The sequence below is a fragment of the Photobacterium sp. AWH4_225 genome, from assembly GCF_056158405.1.
The window spans coordinates 2,166,480-2,184,919 of record NZ_JBSWTF010000004.1 but is presented as its reverse complement, the minus strand read 5'-3'; the positions used below and the strand labels follow the sequence as shown (position 1 = coordinate 2,184,919).

Here is an 18,440-nt window from a genome sequence, read left to right as displayed (position 1 = left end):
TCCTATTCATAAAAAAAGCCCCGGAACCAGAAGGAACCGGGGCTTTCTTTTTCAAATCTGATTAAGACTGAACAGCTGCCGCTTGGGTGCTTTCGTCTTGGTTCTTGTAAAGCTTGTAAGACATAATGCCGATCACCAAAGCTTTGATAATCATCATCTGAGGGTTACCGTAGTAACCTACCATACCAACGAAACCAGACATCAGCATAAGTACACGGTACTTACGCAGGCTAGTCATGTAAATTGCAGTGAGGATAATGCCCAGATCCATGAACTGGAAGCCGACAGCCAACGTAGGCTCGGCGACAAAAGAAGATACCGCCACATAAAGAATGTAGCCAATGCCGGCCGCCATAACGCTACCCAACACGATCAAAAGTACCTTGGAGACTTTCATGAAGTCTTTCGCATAACGGTAAGAGTTAACACTTGCTACCGCAAGGTTAAGAATTACCTTTGGGTACCACCCCATCAACAAAGCCCAAACTGTATCGTTCGCAGCAGAGCCAAACGCGGCAAAGCGGGTTGCTTTCATGCTATTGAAAATAGTCAGTGAAATGTAAAAGGCGACACTGGTCCAGCCCAGCACCTCGACGATAAAGTCCATTAAAGTATCTCCACAAGGTAAAATTCGGCGTAGATACTAATGGTGTAGACCTGATGAAACAAGCGTTTTCGCCGGCTGAAACAGAATTAAACACTATATGAAAACCACAAACCAGCTATTAACATAGACACAAAAACCATCAACAAAATATAATAAACTTATACCGCATAATATTTACTATATAAATCAAGCCGTAACTATGATCTAACCTTATCAATTAGGTAAGTTATCCACAGTTTCTGGGGATAGTTTGTTACTAATCCTGTTTATATACCCAAGTTGGCTCATTTCACATTGAGTTAGCCTTTTTGGCTCATCACCTGCCGCCAGACACTCACAATATCGTCACTAAATAGATAGAATGACTTTTCTAGTTGCTCGAAATCACTTTCCGAGCAGACATCTATTGCTATCTCTGCGGCCTCACGCAGTGGATAACCATACACTCCACAAGATATTGCTGGAAAAGCAATACTTTGACAGCCATTTTCTAATGCAAGCCGCATAGAATTACGGTATGAAGAAGCCAATACCAATGCAGGCTCAGCTGATTGTGAATAAATAGGGCCTGCAGTGTGTATAACAAACTTCGCAGGCAGATTCCCTGCCGATGTGATCCTGGCTTCACCAAATGGACACCTCACCCCGTTAATAACTGGTACTTCCCGACAGGCTGCCAGCAATTCAGGTCCCGCGGCACGATGAATAGCACCGTCAACCCCGCCACCACCCAACATGGTAGGATTCGCCGCATTGACAATCGCATCGACTGAAGCCTTCGTGATATCGCCTTGCACTATTTGAATAGCCATCATGCGCCTCTCAAGTTCATTGTTAGGAAATACTGATTACAACGATAAACAAAACCAAATATCGTTTCTAACCCACCCAGCGTAACCTTGGCGAGTAACAGAGATATTGAGGTTTATATGGTTTTTGAAAACAGTCGCGCAATAATTGTAGAAGGTGGCGCAATGCGCGGCATTTTTGCCAGTGGTGTATTGGATGCCTTTATGGCTTCTGATTTTAATCCTTATGACTTTGCAATTGGTGTTTCGGCAGGCGCTTCTAACTTACTCGGGTACCTTTCAAAGCAGCCAAAGCGAAGCTATAACGTCATCACCGAGCTGGCAACAACCAAAACATTTTTCAACCCTAAACGCTTTTTAAAAGGCGGAGATCTGGTTGATGTCGATTGGCTATGGCAAGAGTCGAACCGCCTATTTCCGATTGATAAGCAAAACCTATTTAATGGTATTCCTTTTTGGGCAACCGTTACCAATGTGTCAAACGGTCATGCCGATTATTACCGCATTAACGAATCGAACATCAAAGAAACGCTAATCGCTACCGCAGCGTTGCCTATTGCGGTAAAAACTCCTCCCTGTTTTTCAGGCGGGTGTTATACAGATGGTGGCGTTGCTGACTCTATTCCGGTGAAGGAGGCTTACCGACGCGGAGCAAGAGATATTACCGTTATCCTATCTCACCCATTGAGTTACCAAATGAATCCTGCCAAGCATCCTTGGCTAATGAAAAAGCTGTTGTCACGCTATCCCGGTGTTGCAGAAGCCATGCTACACCGAGCGGAAAATTACAATGCATCATTGGACTTCATCCGCAATCCACCAGCAGGTACGGTAGTGAAGGTCATCGCTCCACCGGAAGACTTTGTAGTAAAACGGTTGACGATGAAACAAGAAGTATTAGAAGAAGGCTATTTGATGGGCATAGAGGCCGGTCATTCCCATATCAGTAATCTAAAGGGTCGCCATGGACTAACTGAAGAAAACTGCCACTTCTGCCTCTGAGCATATAAAGCACAGAATACAAAAGAGGCTGCACTACGCAGCCTCTTCCAAAGTAGAACATTTTGATGCCAATACTTAGTTAGCTCTGCGGTCAAGTTCATTAAGTGGTAGCCAGTTCACGGCTACACCCGCCTGCTCGAACATCTCCTGGCTCACTTGGATTTTATCCCCCCAACGAGACAAGAAGTCTTCGGTCTGCTCAGGGCAATGTACGGTAGAAATGCCTGTTTGAATAATTTTCGCAGCACAGTTTGGACAAGGGAAATGCGTTACCCAGATATCGCAGTCTGCCAAATCACGCTTTGCAAACAAAATGGCATTTTCCTCTGCGTGAAGTGTTTTTAGTAGCTTCATTTCGCGATCATCAGTATCAGCACTGTCTGACACGCCATGAGGATAACCATTAAAGCCTACCGACACAATTCGATTACCTTTGGTAATCACCGCACCAACTTGGGTCGAAGGATCTTTACTCCATGAGCCTACTAGCTCCGCCATTTGAAAAAAGCGCACTGCCCATTTCGAAATCATGATCTTTACCTTTCTTTACTCGTTATCGGTATTATCCGTCAGTTCAAGCTACTCTAAACAGCCAGTCTTGAAATCAATGGGATATATGATGCAAAACTTATGCTCGCCACTCAAGTCCGACCTTGTCAATGAATGTGTATTTAGCGCCAGGCTAATACCCTCACTTCATTGCCTTCTTCTGGTTTAGCAGGAATATTCAGCGATAACAGCAGCGACACTCCGGCCATGGCTGCACCTGCAAAAAATACTGCTGATGGGGACGTAAGCCAAAGCAACCCGAAACTAACCGGTATAACAACAGCTGCAATATGATTGATGGTAAATGCCACCCCAGCCGTTGACGCCATATCAGCAGGGTCGGCAATTTTCTGGAAATAGGTTTTCATCGCCAATGCCAAAGCAAAAAACAGATGGTCGACCACATACAATACTGCCGCGACCTCGGCCTGCTCGACAACCGCATAACCGGCAAAGACTGCTATGAGACCAACATATTCGAATACCAAGGCCTTACGCTCACCAACTTTGCCAATGAAACGGCCGATTTTTTTCGCAAATAGCCAATTGAACAAATAATTGATCAAGAACAGCAGGGTAATATCTGCAGCTGAGTAGCCAAACTTTTCAACCATTAGAAAGCCAGCGAACACAATGAAGATCTGCCGGCGAGCACCACTCATAAATGTAAGCGCGTAATAAAGCCAATAGCGCTTACGAAAAACCAGTTTCTTGGTCTGTACGGTTTCACTCCTAAACTCCGGAAATGCCAAGGCGACAAACACCAACACGGCGAAAGCCGCCGTTCCGGTAATGAGATAAACCCACTTGAACGATAAATCAAACTGTTCCAGCATCAGCCATAAAGCCCCATAGGTACAAAGCGAAGCCAATGCGCCAACAGAGATCAGCTTGCCCAGTACTTCTGGCGCCTCATCTTTGCTCAGCCATTGTAGCGAAAGGGACTGTTTGAGCGTTTCGAAATAATGGAACCCTGTCGACATCAACAGAGTTGTCATTAATAACCCCGCAACGGAAGGGAAAAAGCCGGTTAATGCCACTCCCAGCGTTAGCATCGCAAGCGATAGGATCATAAACCGCTGCTCACGAATAAACAGCAGAACAAATACGGCGGTGAAGGCCAGAAAACCCGGTATTTCACGCACACTTTGTAATAATCCGATGTCTGCCCCGGTAAAGGCTGCTTCTTCGATAACAAAGTTATTAAGTAGTGCCTGCCAGCTTGAAAAAGCAACCGGAACAATAATTGAAATTAAGATCAAAAAGTTTTGCGGGGTTTTCCACCCCTGATCCTGACGTGTAGCGAGCATAGCTTCCCTACTGTTACTGATAAAATAATATTCAACTAGCTTATCAGCCCAGTAAAAAAAGGCTATGTAAAATCATTATCATTACCAACGTGAGCGATACTGTCGGTGGCACGCTTTACAAGTCGACTGCGCTTGCTTGAGCCCTTGCTGAGCTGATGGTTTGTCTTCATTTATGGTTGCTTGATAGAGCTGCTCAAACCCTTTATCCATCTCCTTTAATAACCGTTCGAATTTTACTTTGTCACTCCAAACCTTCTGCTTGGCTTTACTGCCCTCTTGGCTTCCCTCGGGGAACAGTGACAATAAACTCACCGAAGATTCATGTAACCCTCGTGATATTTGCTCTAAGCCCTCCCAGTCAACCTGCTTATTGTTGAGTGCCTTTCCTGCCTGCTTGGCATCATTTTCAATCTGGACAAAAGCATGTTGTCGTAGCTGGATTGCTTGCTCAGTACTGATTCCTTTGGCTTCCTGATTTTGCAAAACGTCATGACTATCTGTCGCCATTGCAGTGACAGAGAAAGTCAGGCCAAGCCCGAGACCGATACTCATCATTACAGTATTCAATTGTTTCATATTCATTTTGATACTCCTCTTTTAGTGAGTTTTTGAGGCCGACTGTGTTTACATGACACTAACTTACACAGCAACAGTTGCAATTGCAACTATTGCTATGTAAATATAATTACCAACTCATGGCTATCACAGAAAAGGTTAACGACTATGAAAATTTGGGATTTACCAACTCGGCTCTATCACTGGATGCAAGCACTACTCTTCACCCTTGTCGCATTAAGCGGTTTCAACGGAGGTGGGTCACATATCACTTTCGGACTGGCACTATTTTCGTTATTACTGTGGCGGTTAGCATGGGGCATATTAGGCAGTGAGACGAGTCGTTTTTCGCAATTTATCCACTCTCCTCGCGTGGTTTTAAGCTACCTAAAAGGAAATTACTCAGCAAAACCTGGGCATAATCCAGTTGGCGGCCTGATGGTTTTTGCTCTTATCACCATGTTGATAATCCAATGCCTAAGTGGTTTAGCCCTTGCTGGTTGGTTCGATAGCTTCTCCTTCCTTCAAGGTGTGTTGGATGAGCAGTTCTATTATATGGTTGAAGGTGTACACCTCTTTGTCGCAAAATCGTTGGTTCTGCTTGTCGCGATCCATCTTGCTGCAATTTTGATTTATAAGTTGCGCAAGAAGCCATTAGTACTCGCAATGATTACAGGCAAGCAACGTAATCAAATCCCCACACAGTCGGATACACTTGAATTTGCCAGTAACTTAAAAGCATTGGTACTGTTAGTTGCCGCCCTATCAGTTACAATAGCAATAGTTGCTAGTTTATAACCCATGAAGGTTTAAGCCCCCTTATGACACAAGAATTTGACCGACAGTCCAGCTTCGGCTGGCTGATCAATGTCGTCGCCAACAATGCGGCAAGGACTTTCGACACCGAGTTGAAAAAACATGGCCTTACCATCGCACTCTGGCCAACGCTTATGTGCTTATGGGAAGAGGAAGGGGTCACCCAAACGGAAATTTCACAAAAGTCCAAGGTTGAGAACTCTACGACGACACGTACTATCGATAAACTCGAGAAACTGGGGCTGGTAGAAAGGCAAAATGATCCCAACAGCCGCCGCTCGTTCCGTATTTTTCTGACCGAAAAAGGGCGTGAGTTAAAAACAGAGTTATTACCGATTCCCGTCGCTATCAACAAACAGGTTTTAAGCAGTTTGGATGACACTGAACAACAGCAACTGATCTCGCTATTGCAAAAAATGGTGAAAGCCCTCTAGCTTGGAAGACCTGTCGCTTTCTGTGAAGGTAAGTTTGGAACAAAAGCTTACCTTCAATTATCGCTTTCTAACCGTCCCTCCCTAGCCAAACGTCGATCTACCATTTTTCTGTACCAGCGAGAAAGCCGTATTTTCACAAAAGGCAAAGCCATCACCCATGCTATTGGTCGTAAATACCATATCTGATTAAACAACAGGATGTAGGCATCTAACTCCTTGAGGATTTCCCCCTCCACATTCATGACATGGAGTTCCCTAACAGCAAGATAAGGGTCTATTCCCAACGCCCTCAAGTCTTCTTCTTTGCCCGTAATATCATACCAATCAACATTTTCAGGCTGCCTGAGGCGCCGCTCAAACCAATTGCGGTCATCAACACAGCTCGGGCAAGCACCGTCATAGAAAATGGTCAATTTCCGCTTTGACATTTCCCTCTCCCAGTATTCAGCAGTACATTTCATGTCTATTTAAATTGTAGCGAGGTTAAAAGTAGAGAGAAGACATAACAGCAACACGCACAGCTTCCACCTACGGACGCCCCATAAAGTCATACAGGTATACTATGCTTTCGCTGTGAGTTTTATCTCTTACTTGAGGGAGTATGATTATGGCAAAAGCATTAATTGTGGTTACCAGCCATGCGGCATTGGGCAATACAGGGACAACCACTGGATTCTGGCTATCGGAGTTAACCCACCCCTATTTTGCCTTAGCAGACAAAGGGATCGAGGTAGACATTGTGTCAATTGCTGGCGGTGAAACACCCATTGACCCGAAAAGTTGGGATGAAGAAGATGAAGCTAACGCCCGCTTTCTGGCTAATCCGGACCTAGTTGGTCTATTAAAAAACAGCCATTCCCTCAATAACATCATGCCTTCTGACTATCAGGCTATCGTTTTTGCCGGCGGCCACGGCACCATGTGGGATTTCCCTGATGATGAGCACGTCAAACGTGTCGCCATCGCCATATATCAACAAAATGGTATCTTAGCCGCTATCTGCCATGGCCCTGCCGCTTTGGTTAACATGACTTACGGTAATGGCGACCACCTTATTGCCAATATGAAAGTGACCGGTTTTACCAACGAGGAAGAAGAAGCTGTTGGACTAACTGGCGTTGTTCCATTCTCGCTTGAAGACAAACTTAAACAAGCCCATGCGACTTTTATTGGCGCAGAGGCATGGGCCAATAATGTCGTCATCGACGGACACCTCATCACTGGCCAGAACCCCCAATCGGCCGCTGGGGTTGGCGAAGCCGTTGCAGAATTGCTGTTAGAATAGTAACTTGGCGTTGAGCAATAGCTAACAATAACAGGATGTACAATGGAATATTTACACACTATGGTACGAGTGAGCGATCTCGATGCATCGCTTGATTTCTACTGTAACAAGCTAGGTCTGGTAGAAACCAACCGCAAAGAAAGTGAGAAAGGCCGATTTACACTGGTATTCCTTGCTGCGCCGGGTGACGCAGAGAACGCAAAAACCACCAGCGCCCCTTTGGTTGAACTGACCTACAACTGGGATTCAGAAGAGTACACGGGTGGTCGTAACTTCGGTCACTTGGCTTTCCGTGTCGATAATATCTACGACCTGTGTGCGCACCTACAGTCAAGTGGTGTAACCATCAACCGCCCACCTCGTGATGGCCACATGGCATTTGTCCGCTCCCCTGATGGTATTTCTATTGAGCTACTGCAAAAAGGTGAAGCGCTTGCCCCTGCAGAACCTTGGCTTTCCATGGAAAATACTGGACAGTGGTAACTCTTTAGTCAGTTTATTAGCGCTTTACTATTCCGGTTTAGTAAAGCGCTTCATTTGCAACGTCCAGTTTTGCTTTTTTCCGCCACTTCCCCCATTGCTTTCTCACTCTCAACCTGCGCCATCAGATTTGCAACCAATCAGTAATACACTTTGTAAAGTGGTAACCAATACGCAATAGATGGCTTACCCATCAGTTGCATTTTGCATGTTTAAGATATCCGCTTAACAATAAGAAAGTGTACTTTTTTATCTTTCATGCACTTATTTGCCCTACCTCAAAATAGGTAACACAAAAAAAACTGGCTAGTCATTTGCACTACTAGGAGAACCTTTACTCAAGGAGACTCCAATGAAGGTGCTCAATATCTTATGCTTTGCGGCAAGCACAATAGGATTAAGTGGCTGCCAACTCACTAGTGAGGAGTTTGTTAGCCATAGCTTTGATGATCCTGTGACCGTTCATGATTACCAACTCCCCATCTACCCTGATGGCATGAAACTGATATCAAATTATCGCCAACGGCGTAACCATGATATTTGGTATTGGTCTGAATTAGAAAATAACACATACCAGAGCGGTGAAAACTTAATTGTTCAAATCGTATCCAAGGCTCCTCTTGAGGTTCCTCCGGCCCATTTTGCCTTTTCATTGCCAAGCCAGAAGCCAGAGCGAAAATACAATGCCGTCGGCCCCTACCAACGCTGGGTAAATGTGATGCCCAATGGCGACAGGTGCACCTATGCCCAACAGCATACCCGCCGTATGGAGCAGTGGTTATCTGTCTTTATCCATTACTGCACCCCAGAGAATCGAGATGGCCTCAAATGGCTGGATGAACTTAAACCGAGTTTTTACCTGCAGGAGTTTTAGTGATGCGCTTTTTTAATGCTGTGTCATGGATGAAGTGGTTAGCAGCCAGCATCCTTATCGTCGCTATATTGAGTTTGGCAACAGTACAAGTGTCGATGGAAACCCACCTTTGGCTGAGTGCCAGTGCTTTCTTCATTGTCTTAATGGGGATGACTGCAAATAACAAACCTTATTTGCACTTACTTATGTTGTTAACCGGGGCGTTTATCTCCATCCGCTATATCTGGTGGCGCTACGATCAAACCTTACCCTGGGAAAGCAGCTTGGATATTCCGTTTGCCTTAGCACTCTTGGTGACTGAGATCTACGGTATCGCCATTTACTTGCTTGGCATTTTTGTTAACGCAAAACACCGCGATCGCGACATTATTCCAATTGATAGCGATAAACCTCTACCCAGTATCGATGTGTTCATTCCGACCTACAACGAATCACTTCGTGTTGTCGGCCCCACTATCGCCGCAGCAACGCAGCTGAAATACCCAGGAAAAGTAACTGTTTGGATACTTGATGATGGCGGTACGGCACAAAAACTTAATGATAAAGACATAGAGCAGGCGAGTTCGGCTCGCAAACGTTCGAAATCTCTTAAACAGTTGTGTCATGACCTTGAAGTAAATTACCTCACACGCCCTGCCAATGAGCATGCGAAAGCGGGCAATATCAATCACGCGCTAACCCATAGCGATGGAGAACTGGTACTGATCCTCGATGCCGACCATGTTCCGTCTAAAGACTTCTTGATCAACACTATTGGCCAGTTCCAGCACAATTCAAATTTGGGCTTTGTGCAAACACCCCACTTCTTTGTTACTCCGAATCCCATCGAGCGTAATTTGGGTATTGAAGACAAAGTGCCGGCAGAAAATGAAATGTTCTACAACGGCATTCTAAAAGGGTTGGACTTCTGGAATGCGAGCTTTTTCTGTGGCTCAGCAGCCGTGATTCGCCGTCAGGCGTTGGATGACGTTGGTGGTATTTCTACACGAACCATCACAGAAGATGCCGATACAGCACTCGATATTCATGCCAAGGGCTGGGATAGCGCTTATATCAACAAGGCAATGATCGCTGGATTGTCACCCGATACTTTCGGTAATTACGTCACCCAGCGTACGCGTTGGGCACAGGGTATGCTGCAAATCTTGCTGCTAAATAACCCCGTTTTAAAACGCGGACTCACCCTTCCCCAGAAACTCTGTTATCTCAACTCAACTCTGTTTTGGTTCTTTCCAATTTTCCGGGTCGTTTATCTGTTTGCACCGTTGTGCTACCTACTGTTTGACCTACAAATTTTTGTCGGGAATGCCAACGACTTTATCGCTTACGCTATCCCCCATCTGATTATCAGTATTGCAATCACCCAGCACCTATTCGGGAAAAACCGTAACACCCTTTTCTCCGAGTTCTACGAAACAATTTTATCGATTTTCCTTGCAATACCCGTGCTGTCCGCCATCATCAACCCGCGCAAACCCAGCTTTGCTGTTACCCCTAAGGGGGAGACAACCGATAAGACGCACTTCTCACCGTTAATGCCAGTGATCATCGCAATCACAACCATTATCGGCTTTGCCGAAGGGCTCGGCTTATACCGATATTTCCAATATCCCGCGGAACAAGGTCAGCTGGCGGTTGTATTGGTCTTCAATACCTTCAACTTGATGATGTGCCTCGTTTGCCTCGGTGCCATGGTTGAAAGAAGGCAGCGTCGAGCTGAGCCACGTACCCGTTGTCGCAGTCAGGCTTTTGTCTCCATGGGAGAGAAAACCTCAGAAGCGGTTATCGAAGATACATCGCTCAACGGCGCGCATCTGACCATAAAATCGCTTGAACACAACTTGCAACCTTCCGATGTTGTTGAACTGACCTGTTTTGTCGAACAAGCAGGGCAAACAGCACAAGGTAAGAAAAAGCTCAAGCCTCAGCGATTAGCCATGCGGGTTCACCACGTGAAATATCTCGCAAATGGCCAAGCAGCGAACTGCGAAGTGTTGGAAACGAGCACCAAAACGTGGCAAGCATTCACCACCATGACTTTCGGAGACAGTGAAAAATGGTTGCAGCGCAGGGCTTTTGAAGAACAACAACGCCGAAGCGTACCGCACGCAATTGGTCACTTTTTCACTCTGGGTTTCAAGAGCTTGGCTTATACCTTTTCGGTCTCACGCCAGACCTCATCCCAACAAATGCAATCAGAGCGAAACGAAAGCAAAACACAGGATGTACGCCAATGAAACGTTATCTAATCCTTATTTGTGGCTTACTTTTCTCTGCCATGAGTATTGCTAAAACCGTAAACGTACCGCTCAATTTTGTCCTGCCTGAGGGACGAGATTCAACATTGCGCGGTCAGTGGGATAAAATCAGTTTTCCACTCACTATTTTGCCTAACCAACAAGTCAATGATATCAAGGTGTCATTGTCACTGACCCACTCAGGCAATATCGATGTCGCCCACTTATGGGTCAATCTGGGTGACAAACCCATCGCCAATATTCAGTTACAGCCTAATGGCGAGTCACAAAATATTGTTGTGAACTTGTCCCAAGCCTTGTTGAAGCGGTACGGCAACATCATGACCATTGCGGTGCGTCATCAGCTACCCGCATCATTGAGCCTAACCGAGCAACGGATAGAGGCTTCTGAGGCCGTGACTGAAATTCTGGCCCAGCAATCGTATTTTGAGCTCGACTATGTGGCGAAAAATACCGAGGCCACCCTCGCCGATTTTTCAGCCCTGATCATGAGTGGTCAACTGCATGATCAACCTGTACAGCTTATCAGCCACACTGCCGGTCATTCCCAGTCGGCACTCTCTATTGCCAGTCAGCTCGTTCAGGGGTGGACTCTACGCAGTGGTAATGCGTCCTATGAATACCAATTTATCGCTCCCACTGACGTCACGAATACAAACCGTATCAAATTAATGTATGGCTTACCTGAGCAACTGGCAGAAACCAATGTAATGCCGAGTGACTATTTAGCAGGGATCAATGGTCCATTTTTAGGGGTAATACAGCTGTCTCACACTGATCATTGGCTGCTTGTAGTCTCAGGCAGGAATGAACAAGAATTGCTTGAAGCAACGGCCTATTTCGCCAACCCAGACTACCCGCTTCCAGCCCATAAATATGCGGTGGTTAACCGTTATCAGCAGCCAGACAAAAACCAGCTGCAAAGCAAAGGGGAATACTCCATTTCGCAATTTACTCCCCAAAAGTCATTCGGGGAAGAGCCCTTAGTACTGCCTCTAATGATGCCAGCTAATTCGTTGTTCAGCCCTGACGAAAAAGCCCATATTAACCTCGTTCTTGCTCACCCAACCGTTCAGCCGGGCGAAGCCGCGATGGTGATCCGAGTCAATGGCGATTACGCGAACAGCATGCCGTTACGAGCGAGCCGCTGGCGTGATACCCAACATTATCGCTTGGCCTTCCCAATGAACCAGCTTCGTCCAGGATTGAACAAAGTCAGTGTCGAACTATATGGTCCCGAGCAAATAGACAGCTATAGCGCAACAGCCATGCCGTTCATTGCAAATATTGAAGACAGCTCTGCGGTCCGCTTAGGTGCATGGGTGAACTACCTGACAAGGTTTGATCGCCAACTCCCAGCAGACCAACTACTTTTTATCTCTGATAACAATGGCCGAGATAGCCAGATCTCTGTCAACTTCAACGAACCAAGCACCCTATCCGCTGTATGGCAGTTACTTAGCCATATGACCTTACAAGCTCGCCATCCTATGACTGAGCTGCTGGTCACAGACAGTACGAGCCAATTACGTCCCATTAATCTGACGTTTGAGGTAGGTAATACTGGCAGTATCACGACAGCCACCATAGAACACAACTCGGGCTTGTTCGCTGCACTTCGCCATTCCTTACTCAACACCATGGCCAAGCAACAAGATGGATTGAACGGCTTGCCAAATCCACTGGGAAGCAGTGAATTTGGTACTGAAAGCGAGTCGAGCAACTTCTACCAATATGGAGCCAATCAAGCATACTGGCAGAGTGATAGTCAGCTTGACCAATTGGCCAAGCTAACAACAGCGAGCAATGGCTGGCGCAACATCATTTTCAATGCCAGCAATGAAGCAACATTGAATCAGGAAATGCAGATTTACCTTAGTCAGCATACATCCGCAGGATATGGTGAAATTGAATTAGCCATCAATGATCTGGAGGCTGATAAGCAGCTGGCCCGTTCTGGGTTCATTGCCTATCCGTACTCGCTACCCACTTTGCTGATTCTATTGCTCTTGCCTCTAACATTGCTGATCCACCGCCAGTTGGAGAAGCCTCTATGAAGTGGATCCCGCTGATAATAGCGACCATTCCCCTGCTCACCAGCTCTCAAGTTGCAGCCAAGGTACACGGCTGCAACATCAGGGCTGATCAGCAGCTATGGAGCGACTATAAAACTAAATTTATTACTGCCGATGGACGGGTGGTTGATAATGGTAATAGCAGTATCAGCCACAGCGAAAGTCAGGGTTATGGAATGTTGATGGCCGCCTTTTTCAATGATCATCAAACCTTCAAGCAACTCTGGCAATGGACACAAAGCCATTTACAACACAAAGACGACCCGCTTTTTGCTTGGAAGTGGCAACCCACCCAACCCCATATTCCCGATAACAATAATGCCAGTGATGGTGATATCTTCATTGCCTGGGCGCTACTCAAAGCCCATGGTCTTTGGCCCGAGAATCATTACCAGCATCAAGCCAAAGCCATCATAGAAGAGCTTGCCAGCACTCACTTTGTCAAACTCGGCGAGCAGCAGGCCCTGCTTCCTGCTCATTATGGGTTCGATAAAGCTACCTCGACTATCGTGAACCCATCCTATTGGGTTTACCCAGCGTTTAATGACTTTGCCAAAATGAATAGCGCTTGGGCGTTACTGAATCAAGGAGGGCTATCCATTCTTAACAGTAACCAATATGGTCAATACCACCTACCTAGCGACTGGCTGGAATACCGAAACAATCAATGGCAACCCTCTAGTCAGTTTCCTAGCCGATTTAGCTATTCCAGTTACCGTATCCCGCTTTACCTTATCTGGGGGGGGTACGACAATGCGGTAAATGACAACTACCGCCGTTGGCTTTTCCAACACAACAAGGCATGGGTGGATATTGAAAATGGACAAATGGCACCTTATGAAGCGCCAAACGGTGCCAATGCCATTGCGACTCTGGTTCAGCTCAGCCAAGAAACCTATAAACACCGAAGCGCGCTTCCTCACCCTGATAGCAATGATGATTACTACTCATCAAGCCTGATCATTTTCTCCCATATCGCGTTCCACGAGAGGTACTGCCAATGAAAACATTTACTCTCGCTCTTTTCGTCGCCCTCCCAGCAGTGGCCTCCGAGCAAGCCTATATCAAACTGCTAGAAAGCGACGTCTCTGTAGAGGTCAACCCGCAAGGTCAATACAACCTCTTTGATGAAGGGCCGATTTGGGCCACTCTGGAACAAGAAGGCTGGCAAGCCGCCCAACAAGTGGCGGCAAACCAACCGATTTCAGAGTCACTCAGCGAAGAGTTACGGTACCGCGCTGCGTTGGAGCAACTAGATCAAGCTATTGCCCAAAAGCAGACTACCGCCGCCGTTCAACTTCTCTCCGCAAACCCACAGTGGGCGAACTGTTCTCGAATTCAATGGGCATGGTTGGATCTTAAACAGGAAACCCAGTCTGGCTATGGCCCCAATGCCAAGCAAAAGCTCACGCAACTATTATCAAACTGCCCTGAGCACGGTTTATCCACCACCCAAAAGGCTTTAGGTTGGACGAATGCATATGCCGGCCCAGATATCTTGACCCGTTACCAAAATAGCAGCAGCTACGATGCTACTGAGTATGAAAAACTCGCCTATCAAGTTAATCTGGCCAGCCTGGGACAGCAAAAGCTCACCGCTAGCCAAACCCGCTCCGCCAGCCAGGTTGTTACCAAAAAGAAAGATGCCAAGGGAGCCGAACTGTTAGGCTGGCAGCACCTCAAGAAAAAACAATACAACAACGCGTTAAACTGGTTTGATAAATCAATCAGTTGGACAGAAACTCCCAGCCAGAAACAAATTGAAGGCAAAATCCTAAGCCTAAACATGATGGGCAAAGCCGACGAAGCAAAGCGTTACCAACAGCTTTGGTCTTCACGTTACCCTGGATTAAAAAAGATGGGAACGAGCAGCGCCTCACCGCAGTTAGCAAAAGCCTGTCAATCCGATCCACAGGCCTGCCTTGAGCTGTTGTACCAAAACAAAACACTCAGTGCGGAACAGCATGCACTAGCTGGTTGGCAGTGGTACAAAATCGATAGGCCACTTACCGCCAAACGCTCTTTCGAAAAAGCGCTGGAAGGTATGGACAGCAGCGACAAGCAGTATCAGTCAACCCAATATGGTTATACTTTGGCACTGAACAAAGCTGGGTTTGAGCAACATGCCGAGTTCTTAGCAAATAACCTCGCCGATCCTAGCCAAAAGATGCTTTACGCCAAGCAGAAAGAAACCAAAGCGATTCTTAATGCCTATGAGAAGCAGAACTACCAATATGTCATCGATCGCAGCGAAGCGTTTGAGCAAACCTATGGCAAAGAAGTCGGACTTGAGGAGATCAAAGGCTGGGCGTATTACAACCAGAAACAGAACAACAAAGCAGTTGAGACTTTTCGAGAACTGGTTGATGCCTACCCGCATGATGAAAACTTACAGGATGCGCTGAAAACTGCCGAGTGTGCGCAGAAGAAAAGCTATAAGCTTTGCTACTAAATAAAAATCTATAAAAAAGCCTCTGCCTTATTCAAGGCAGAGGCTTTCATTTAATCATTTACCATCATTATCTTGATGTCTGGGGTTTTGATGCCCGGGCCTATGGCACACCATGGCCTTTTGAGGCTACCCATACGCGGTACCACTGTTCACGCGTTAGAGTAATATTCAAAGCATCAACCGCCGTTTGTACTCGTTCAATTTTACCTGAACCTATGATTGGAAGCGGGCTAGATGGAAGACGGCGTACCCATGCGTAGATCACCTGATCAATACTGTCGGCACCCACTTCTTCGCGGAGCGCTTCTAGCTCATTGCGTACCCGAACTTGTTGTTCTGTTTGGCCGGAGAAAATTGCCCCCCCGCCCAGACAAGACCAAGCCATTGGTTTAACACGCTTCATCTGCAATTGATCAAGCGTACCGTCATGGGCTACTTCAAAGTTCAGCGGATTGATTTCAACCTGGTTTGTCACCAAAGGCGCATCCAGGCGAGACTGCAGCAACTCGAACTGTGAAGGCGTAAAGTTAGATACACCAAAATGATTCACTTTGCCTTGCTGCTTCAGCTCAGCAAAAGCACCGGCGACTTCGTCGGCATCCATCAATACATCCGGACGGTGGATCAGCAACACATCGATATTCTCGACATTCAGGCGCGACAGCGAATTGTTCACCGAGTTAACGATATGTTGTTTGCTGGTATCGTAGTGATTGATCTTACGCTCTGGCACTAAGTCACTACACAGGTTGATATCGCACTTGGTCACGATTTCGATTTGCTCGCGAACACTTGGATCTATGGCCAGTGCTTCACCGAACAACTGCTCACAAATGTAGTTACCATAGATATCAGCATGGTCAACAGTCGTAATACCCAATTCAATATGCTGTTTGAGGAAACTCAACCGCTCCTGTGGGCTCATATGCCAATCAGCTAGACGCCAATAGCCTTGAACTAACTCTGAAAACTGCTGCCCTTGCGGGGTGAGTTCAACTTTTGCCACCATCTGGACTTAACTCCGTTTACTCAAAAATCGCTAACCATCCTAGGCTTGTTCTGCCAATGAGGCAATGCTATAAATCCATACCTTCGAACTGGAGTACGAACTATGTCTTTTTCCTCCCGCCTTAAATCCCTCATCGGTGAAGAAAGCATCAGCGGCTTTGCCCGACGGGTTGATATCAGCGAAGCCTTGATCCGCAAATACCTCAAAGGGAGCGAACCCAGCTTAGCCAAAGCCAATCAAATCGCGATGCGGGCGAATTGCTCGTTGGAATGGCTCGCCACAGGTTGCGGTTATCTCTACCGTCAAGCCGAAGTTGTCGACAAATCGGCACTGAATGCCGCTTTTGAGCATGTGAACGATAAAAAAATCAGCGATACTGAAGCAGATAATCTGTTAAAAATTGTGACTGGCTATCAGTACCTCCGAACCCATAAAAAATCTGATGGTTACTTAGATATCAGCGGGATGAGCAAATTTCTCAGCATCGCTAAGCAAGAAAAACCTGAATGATTTCTGTCAGCACACTAATTTCCCAACTGGCAGGAGTAGTGTTTTGATATTAGGGGGTTACAATCCGCCGCAGTCATTAGCTAAGAAGTACTGCTATGCCAAAACTAAATCTCCATCGACGTGATCACATGAAAACCGTGGTCAATGACTTCACTGCTGACGAGCTGCAGCAACGACTTGGCTCTAACTTTGCCAAGCCGGAAAAAAAACAGCCACGCACTCCCTACCTGACCCCTAAGGCAGTAGAGCGACGCTGGCAAATGCTCGACAACGAGGAAGCCAAAGCGCAATTACTCGATGGACACACGCAAGAGCAGATGCTCTGCTACAACAAAAACATCGAAAACTTCATCGGCACAGTCAAAATGCCTATCGGCATCGCGGGGCCTTTGCGTGTAAACGGCCTGTTTGCCAAAAATGATTTCCATGTGCCCCTTGCGACGACCGAAGCTGCCCTTGTTGCCTCCTATAACCGTGGCTCGCAACTTATTACGCAAGCCGGCGGGGCAAGCGCCATGCTGCTTAACGAAGGGGTAACCCGTACGCCGTGCTTTGCCTTTTATGATTTGGCGCAGGCTGGACAATTTGTGGCTTGGGTAGTTACCCAATATGATGAATTCCGCCGTATCGCTGAATCCACCACCCGCCACGGCAAATTGGCTGACATCAGTGTCAATATCGAAGGCAACCACGTCTACCTGGTGTTTGAATACCTCACAGGTGATGCATCAGGTCAGAATATGGTCACCATTTCGACCAATGCTGTGTTCGAGCATATCCTGCACCACTCACCAATTAAGCCACTAGAAGCCTTTCTTGATGGCAACTTGTCGGGCGATAAGAAAGCGACTGCACAAACCTTGCGTGGTGTTCGAGGTAAGAAAGTCACCGCCGAGATCAACATTGAAAAAGCTCTAGTCGAGAAGATGCTGCACACTACGCCTGAAAAAATGGCAGAGTTTGCCCGTATGAATACCATCGGCGGAACACTGAGTGGCAGTATCGGTATCAATGCTCACTATGCCAATGCTCTTGCAGCTTTCTATATCGCCTGCGGACAGGATGCGGCTTGTGTGGCTGAGTCTGCCGTTGGGATCACACGTATTGAAGTCAACCAGCACGGCGGGCTATATGCCTCGGTGACCCTGCCTAACTTGATGGTAGGTACAGTAGGTGGCGGTACTTCGCTGCCAAGCCAAAAAGCTTGCCTCGACTTACTTGGCCTTCATGGCTCGGGCAATTCACAGGCCCTGTCTGAAGTGTGCGCTGCGCTCTGCCTTGCAGGCGAGCTGTCGATTGTCGGTGCCTTTTGTGCCGGGCATTTCTCCCGTGCGCATCATAAGCTAGCACGCTAAAATCGCTCTGCGATCATATCTTGATAACCGTCTCGACCTAATCCCTAAATTAAAGTGTCC

At 46.7% G+C, this 18,440-nt stretch carries 19 protein-coding genes; 12 read left to right on the top strand and 7 right to left on the bottom strand.

Annotated elements, in window-relative coordinates; all coding sequences use genetic code 11:
* Nucleotides 1–61 precede the first annotated feature (61 nt).
* Together ACXAD4_RS27010 and ACXAD4_RS27005 are read right to left on the bottom strand one after the other, a co-directional pair.
* Nucleotides 62–607 carry a hypothetical protein gene (locus tag ACXAD4_RS27010; protein WP_475245128.1) on the bottom strand — a complete coding sequence of 182 codons (546 nt, stop codon included), beginning with the start codon at nucleotides 605–607 and terminating at the stop codon, nucleotides 62–64.
* Between the two features lie 299 nt (nucleotides 608–906).
* A complete protein-coding gene (locus tag ACXAD4_RS27005; protein ID WP_475245127.1) occupies nucleotides 907–1,422 on the bottom strand; it encodes an O-acetyl-ADP-ribose deacetylase in 516 nt (171 codons plus the stop codon).
* Nucleotides 1,423–1,536: 114 nt separating this feature from the next.
* Between ACXAD4_RS27005 and ACXAD4_RS27000 the strand changes: the two genes are divergently transcribed.
* Nucleotides 1,537–2,418, top strand: coding sequence for a patatin-like phospholipase family protein (locus ACXAD4_RS27000; RefSeq protein WP_475245126.1), 882 nt, complete (start codon nucleotides 1,537–1,539; stop codon nucleotides 2,416–2,418).
* 75 nt (nucleotides 2,419–2,493) lie between these two features.
* On the opposite strand, the gene ACXAD4_RS26995 is transcribed toward ACXAD4_RS27000, so the two are convergent.
* The 3 genes from ACXAD4_RS26995 to ACXAD4_RS26985 form a co-directional block, all read right to left on the bottom strand.
* Nucleotides 2,494–2,949: a dCMP deaminase family protein gene (locus ACXAD4_RS26995; RefSeq protein ID WP_475245125.1), complete on the bottom strand. Its 456-nt coding sequence runs from the start codon at nucleotides 2,947–2,949 to the stop codon at nucleotides 2,494–2,496.
* Nucleotides 2,950–3,089: 140 nt separating this feature from the next.
* Nucleotides 3,090–4,277, bottom strand: coding sequence for an MFS transporter (locus ACXAD4_RS26990; RefSeq protein WP_475245123.1), 1,188 nt, complete (start codon nucleotides 4,275–4,277; stop codon nucleotides 3,090–3,092).
* Between the two features lie 81 nt (nucleotides 4,278–4,358).
* Nucleotides 4,359–4,859 carry a c-type cytochrome gene (locus ACXAD4_RS26985; RefSeq protein WP_475245122.1) on the bottom strand — a complete coding sequence of 167 codons (501 nt, stop codon included), beginning with the start codon at nucleotides 4,857–4,859 and terminating at the stop codon, nucleotides 4,359–4,361.
* A 141-nt stretch (nucleotides 4,860–5,000) separates the two neighbouring features.
* Here ACXAD4_RS26985 and ACXAD4_RS26980 point away from each other — a divergent pair, with 141 nt between their 5' ends.
* Together ACXAD4_RS26980 and ACXAD4_RS26975 are read left to right on the top strand one after the other, a co-directional pair.
* Entirely contained in the window at nucleotides 5,001–5,630 is a 630-nt protein-coding gene (locus tag ACXAD4_RS26980) for a cytochrome b/b6 domain-containing protein (protein WP_475245121.1), read from the top strand.
* A gap of 23 nt (nucleotides 5,631–5,653) precedes the next feature.
* A complete protein-coding gene (locus tag ACXAD4_RS26975; protein ID WP_475245119.1) occupies nucleotides 5,654–6,082 on the top strand; it encodes a MarR family winged helix-turn-helix transcriptional regulator in 429 nt (142 codons plus the stop codon).
* A gap of 53 nt (nucleotides 6,083–6,135) precedes the next feature.
* On the opposite strand, the gene ACXAD4_RS26970 is transcribed toward ACXAD4_RS26975, so the two are convergent.
* Nucleotides 6,136–6,510 (bottom strand): DCC1-like thiol-disulfide oxidoreductase family protein, encoded by a 375-nt coding sequence (locus ACXAD4_RS26970; RefSeq protein WP_475245118.1) that lies wholly within the window; start codon nucleotides 6,508–6,510, stop codon nucleotides 6,136–6,138.
* Between the two features lie 179 nt (nucleotides 6,511–6,689).
* Between ACXAD4_RS26970 and ACXAD4_RS26965 the strand changes: the two genes are divergently transcribed.
* The 7 genes from ACXAD4_RS26965 (at nucleotide 6,690) to ACXAD4_RS26935 (ending at nucleotide 15,506) form a co-directional block, all read left to right on the top strand.
* Nucleotides 6,690–7,367 carry a type 1 glutamine amidotransferase domain-containing protein gene (locus ACXAD4_RS26965; RefSeq protein ID WP_475245116.1) on the top strand — a complete coding sequence of 226 codons (678 nt, stop codon included), beginning with the start codon at nucleotides 6,690–6,692 and terminating at the stop codon, nucleotides 7,365–7,367.
* Between the two features lie 42 nt (nucleotides 7,368–7,409).
* Nucleotides 7,410–7,850 carry a VOC family protein gene (locus ACXAD4_RS26960; protein ID WP_475245115.1) on the top strand — a complete coding sequence of 147 codons (441 nt, stop codon included), beginning with the start codon at nucleotides 7,410–7,412 and terminating at the stop codon, nucleotides 7,848–7,850.
* Between the two features lie 349 nt (nucleotides 7,851–8,199).
* Nucleotides 8,200–8,721, top strand: a complete 522-nt coding sequence (locus ACXAD4_RS26955) for a hypothetical protein (protein ID WP_475245113.1) — start codon at nucleotides 8,200–8,202, stop codon at nucleotides 8,719–8,721.
* 2 nt (nucleotides 8,722–8,723) lie between these two features.
* Nucleotides 8,724–10,958, top strand: coding sequence for a UDP-forming cellulose synthase catalytic subunit (gene bcsA / locus ACXAD4_RS26950; RefSeq protein WP_475245111.1), 2,235 nt, complete (start codon nucleotides 8,724–8,726; stop codon nucleotides 10,956–10,958).
* Entirely contained in the window at nucleotides 10,955–13,036 is a 2,082-nt protein-coding gene (locus ACXAD4_RS26945) for a cellulose biosynthesis cyclic di-GMP-binding regulatory protein BcsB (RefSeq protein WP_475245109.1), read from the top strand. Before bcsA ends, ACXAD4_RS26945 begins: the two co-directional genes overlap by 4 nt.
* The gene (locus ACXAD4_RS26940) at nucleotides 13,033–14,058 is read left to right on the top strand and encodes a family 8 glycosyl hydrolase (protein ID WP_475245107.1); all 1,026 of its coding nucleotides are present in this window, start codon (nucleotides 13,033–13,035) and stop codon (nucleotides 14,056–14,058) included. Before ACXAD4_RS26945 ends, ACXAD4_RS26940 begins: the two co-directional genes overlap by 4 nt.
* On the top strand, nucleotides 14,055–15,506 hold the full coding sequence (locus tag ACXAD4_RS26935) for a hypothetical protein (RefSeq protein WP_475245105.1): 1,452 nt from the start codon (nucleotides 14,055–14,057) through the stop codon (nucleotides 15,504–15,506). Before ACXAD4_RS26940 ends, ACXAD4_RS26935 begins: the two co-directional genes overlap by 4 nt.
* Nucleotides 15,507–15,606: 100 nt before the next feature.
* Here the strand turns inward: ACXAD4_RS26935 and ACXAD4_RS26930 are convergent, their stop codons facing one another.
* Nucleotides 15,607–16,515, bottom strand: coding sequence for an aldo/keto reductase (locus tag ACXAD4_RS26930; RefSeq protein WP_475245103.1), 909 nt, complete (start codon nucleotides 16,513–16,515; stop codon nucleotides 15,607–15,609).
* A 102-nt stretch (nucleotides 16,516–16,617) separates the two neighbouring features.
* Here ACXAD4_RS26930 and ACXAD4_RS26925 point away from each other — a divergent pair, with 102 nt between their 5' ends.
* Together ACXAD4_RS26925 and ACXAD4_RS26920 are read left to right on the top strand one after the other, a co-directional pair.
* Nucleotides 16,618–17,025 carry an XRE family transcriptional regulator gene (locus ACXAD4_RS26925; protein ID WP_475245101.1) on the top strand — a complete coding sequence of 136 codons (408 nt, stop codon included), beginning with the start codon at nucleotides 16,618–16,620 and terminating at the stop codon, nucleotides 17,023–17,025.
* 95 nt (nucleotides 17,026–17,120) lie between these two features.
* Entirely contained in the window at nucleotides 17,121–18,380 is a 1,260-nt protein-coding gene (locus tag ACXAD4_RS26920) for a hydroxymethylglutaryl-CoA reductase (protein ID WP_475245099.1), read from the top strand.
* Nucleotides 18,381–18,440 lie beyond the last annotated feature (60 nt).

Coding starts and splice junctions, on each gene's coding strand:
- ACXAD4_RS27005 (WP_475245127.1), bottom strand. CDS start 1,422: ATGATGGCTATTCAAATAGTGCAAGGCGATATCACGAAGGCTTCAGTC.
- bcsA (WP_475245111.1), top strand. CDS start 8,724: ATGCGCTTTTTTAATGCTGTGTCATGGATGAAGTGGTTAGCAGCCAGC.
- ACXAD4_RS26935 (WP_475245105.1), top strand. CDS start 14,055: ATGAAAACATTTACTCTCGCTCTTTTCGTCGCCCTCCCAGCAGTGGCC.
- ACXAD4_RS26980 (WP_475245121.1), top strand. CDS start 5,001: ATGAAAATTTGGGATTTACCAACTCGGCTCTATCACTGGATGCAAGCA.
- ACXAD4_RS26995 (WP_475245125.1), bottom strand. CDS start 2,949: ATGATTTCGAAATGGGCAGTGCGCTTTTTTCAAATGGCGGAGCTAGTA.
- ACXAD4_RS27000 (WP_475245126.1), top strand. CDS start 1,537: ATGGTTTTTGAAAACAGTCGCGCAATAATTGTAGAAGGTGGCGCAATG.
- ACXAD4_RS26960 (WP_475245115.1), top strand. CDS start 7,410: ATGGAATATTTACACACTATGGTACGAGTGAGCGATCTCGATGCATCG.
- ACXAD4_RS26970 (WP_475245118.1), bottom strand. CDS start 6,510: ATGTCAAAGCGGAAATTGACCATTTTCTATGACGGTGCTTGCCCGAGC.
- ACXAD4_RS26925 (WP_475245101.1), top strand. CDS start 16,618: ATGTCTTTTTCCTCCCGCCTTAAATCCCTCATCGGTGAAGAAAGCATC.
- ACXAD4_RS26940 (WP_475245107.1), top strand. CDS start 13,033: ATGAAGTGGATCCCGCTGATAATAGCGACCATTCCCCTGCTCACCAGC.
- ACXAD4_RS26990 (WP_475245123.1), bottom strand. CDS start 4,277: ATGCTCGCTACACGTCAGGATCAGGGGTGGAAAACCCCGCAAAACTTT.
- ACXAD4_RS26975 (WP_475245119.1), top strand. CDS start 5,654: ATGACACAAGAATTTGACCGACAGTCCAGCTTCGGCTGGCTGATCAAT.
- ACXAD4_RS26930 (WP_475245103.1), bottom strand. CDS start 16,515: ATGGTGGCAAAAGTTGAACTCACCCCGCAAGGGCAGCAGTTTTCAGAG.
- ACXAD4_RS26985 (WP_475245122.1), bottom strand. CDS start 4,859: ATGAATATGAAACAATTGAATACTGTAATGATGAGTATCGGTCTCGGG.
- ACXAD4_RS26920 (WP_475245099.1), top strand. CDS start 17,121: ATGCCAAAACTAAATCTCCATCGACGTGATCACATGAAAACCGTGGTC.
- ACXAD4_RS27010 (WP_475245128.1), bottom strand. CDS start 607: ATGGACTTTATCGTCGAGGTGCTGGGCTGGACCAGTGTCGCCTTTTAC.
- ACXAD4_RS26955 (WP_475245113.1), top strand. CDS start 8,200: ATGAAGGTGCTCAATATCTTATGCTTTGCGGCAAGCACAATAGGATTA.
- ACXAD4_RS26965 (WP_475245116.1), top strand. CDS start 6,690: ATGGCAAAAGCATTAATTGTGGTTACCAGCCATGCGGCATTGGGCAAT.
- ACXAD4_RS26945 (WP_475245109.1), top strand. CDS start 10,955: ATGAAACGTTATCTAATCCTTATTTGTGGCTTACTTTTCTCTGCCATG.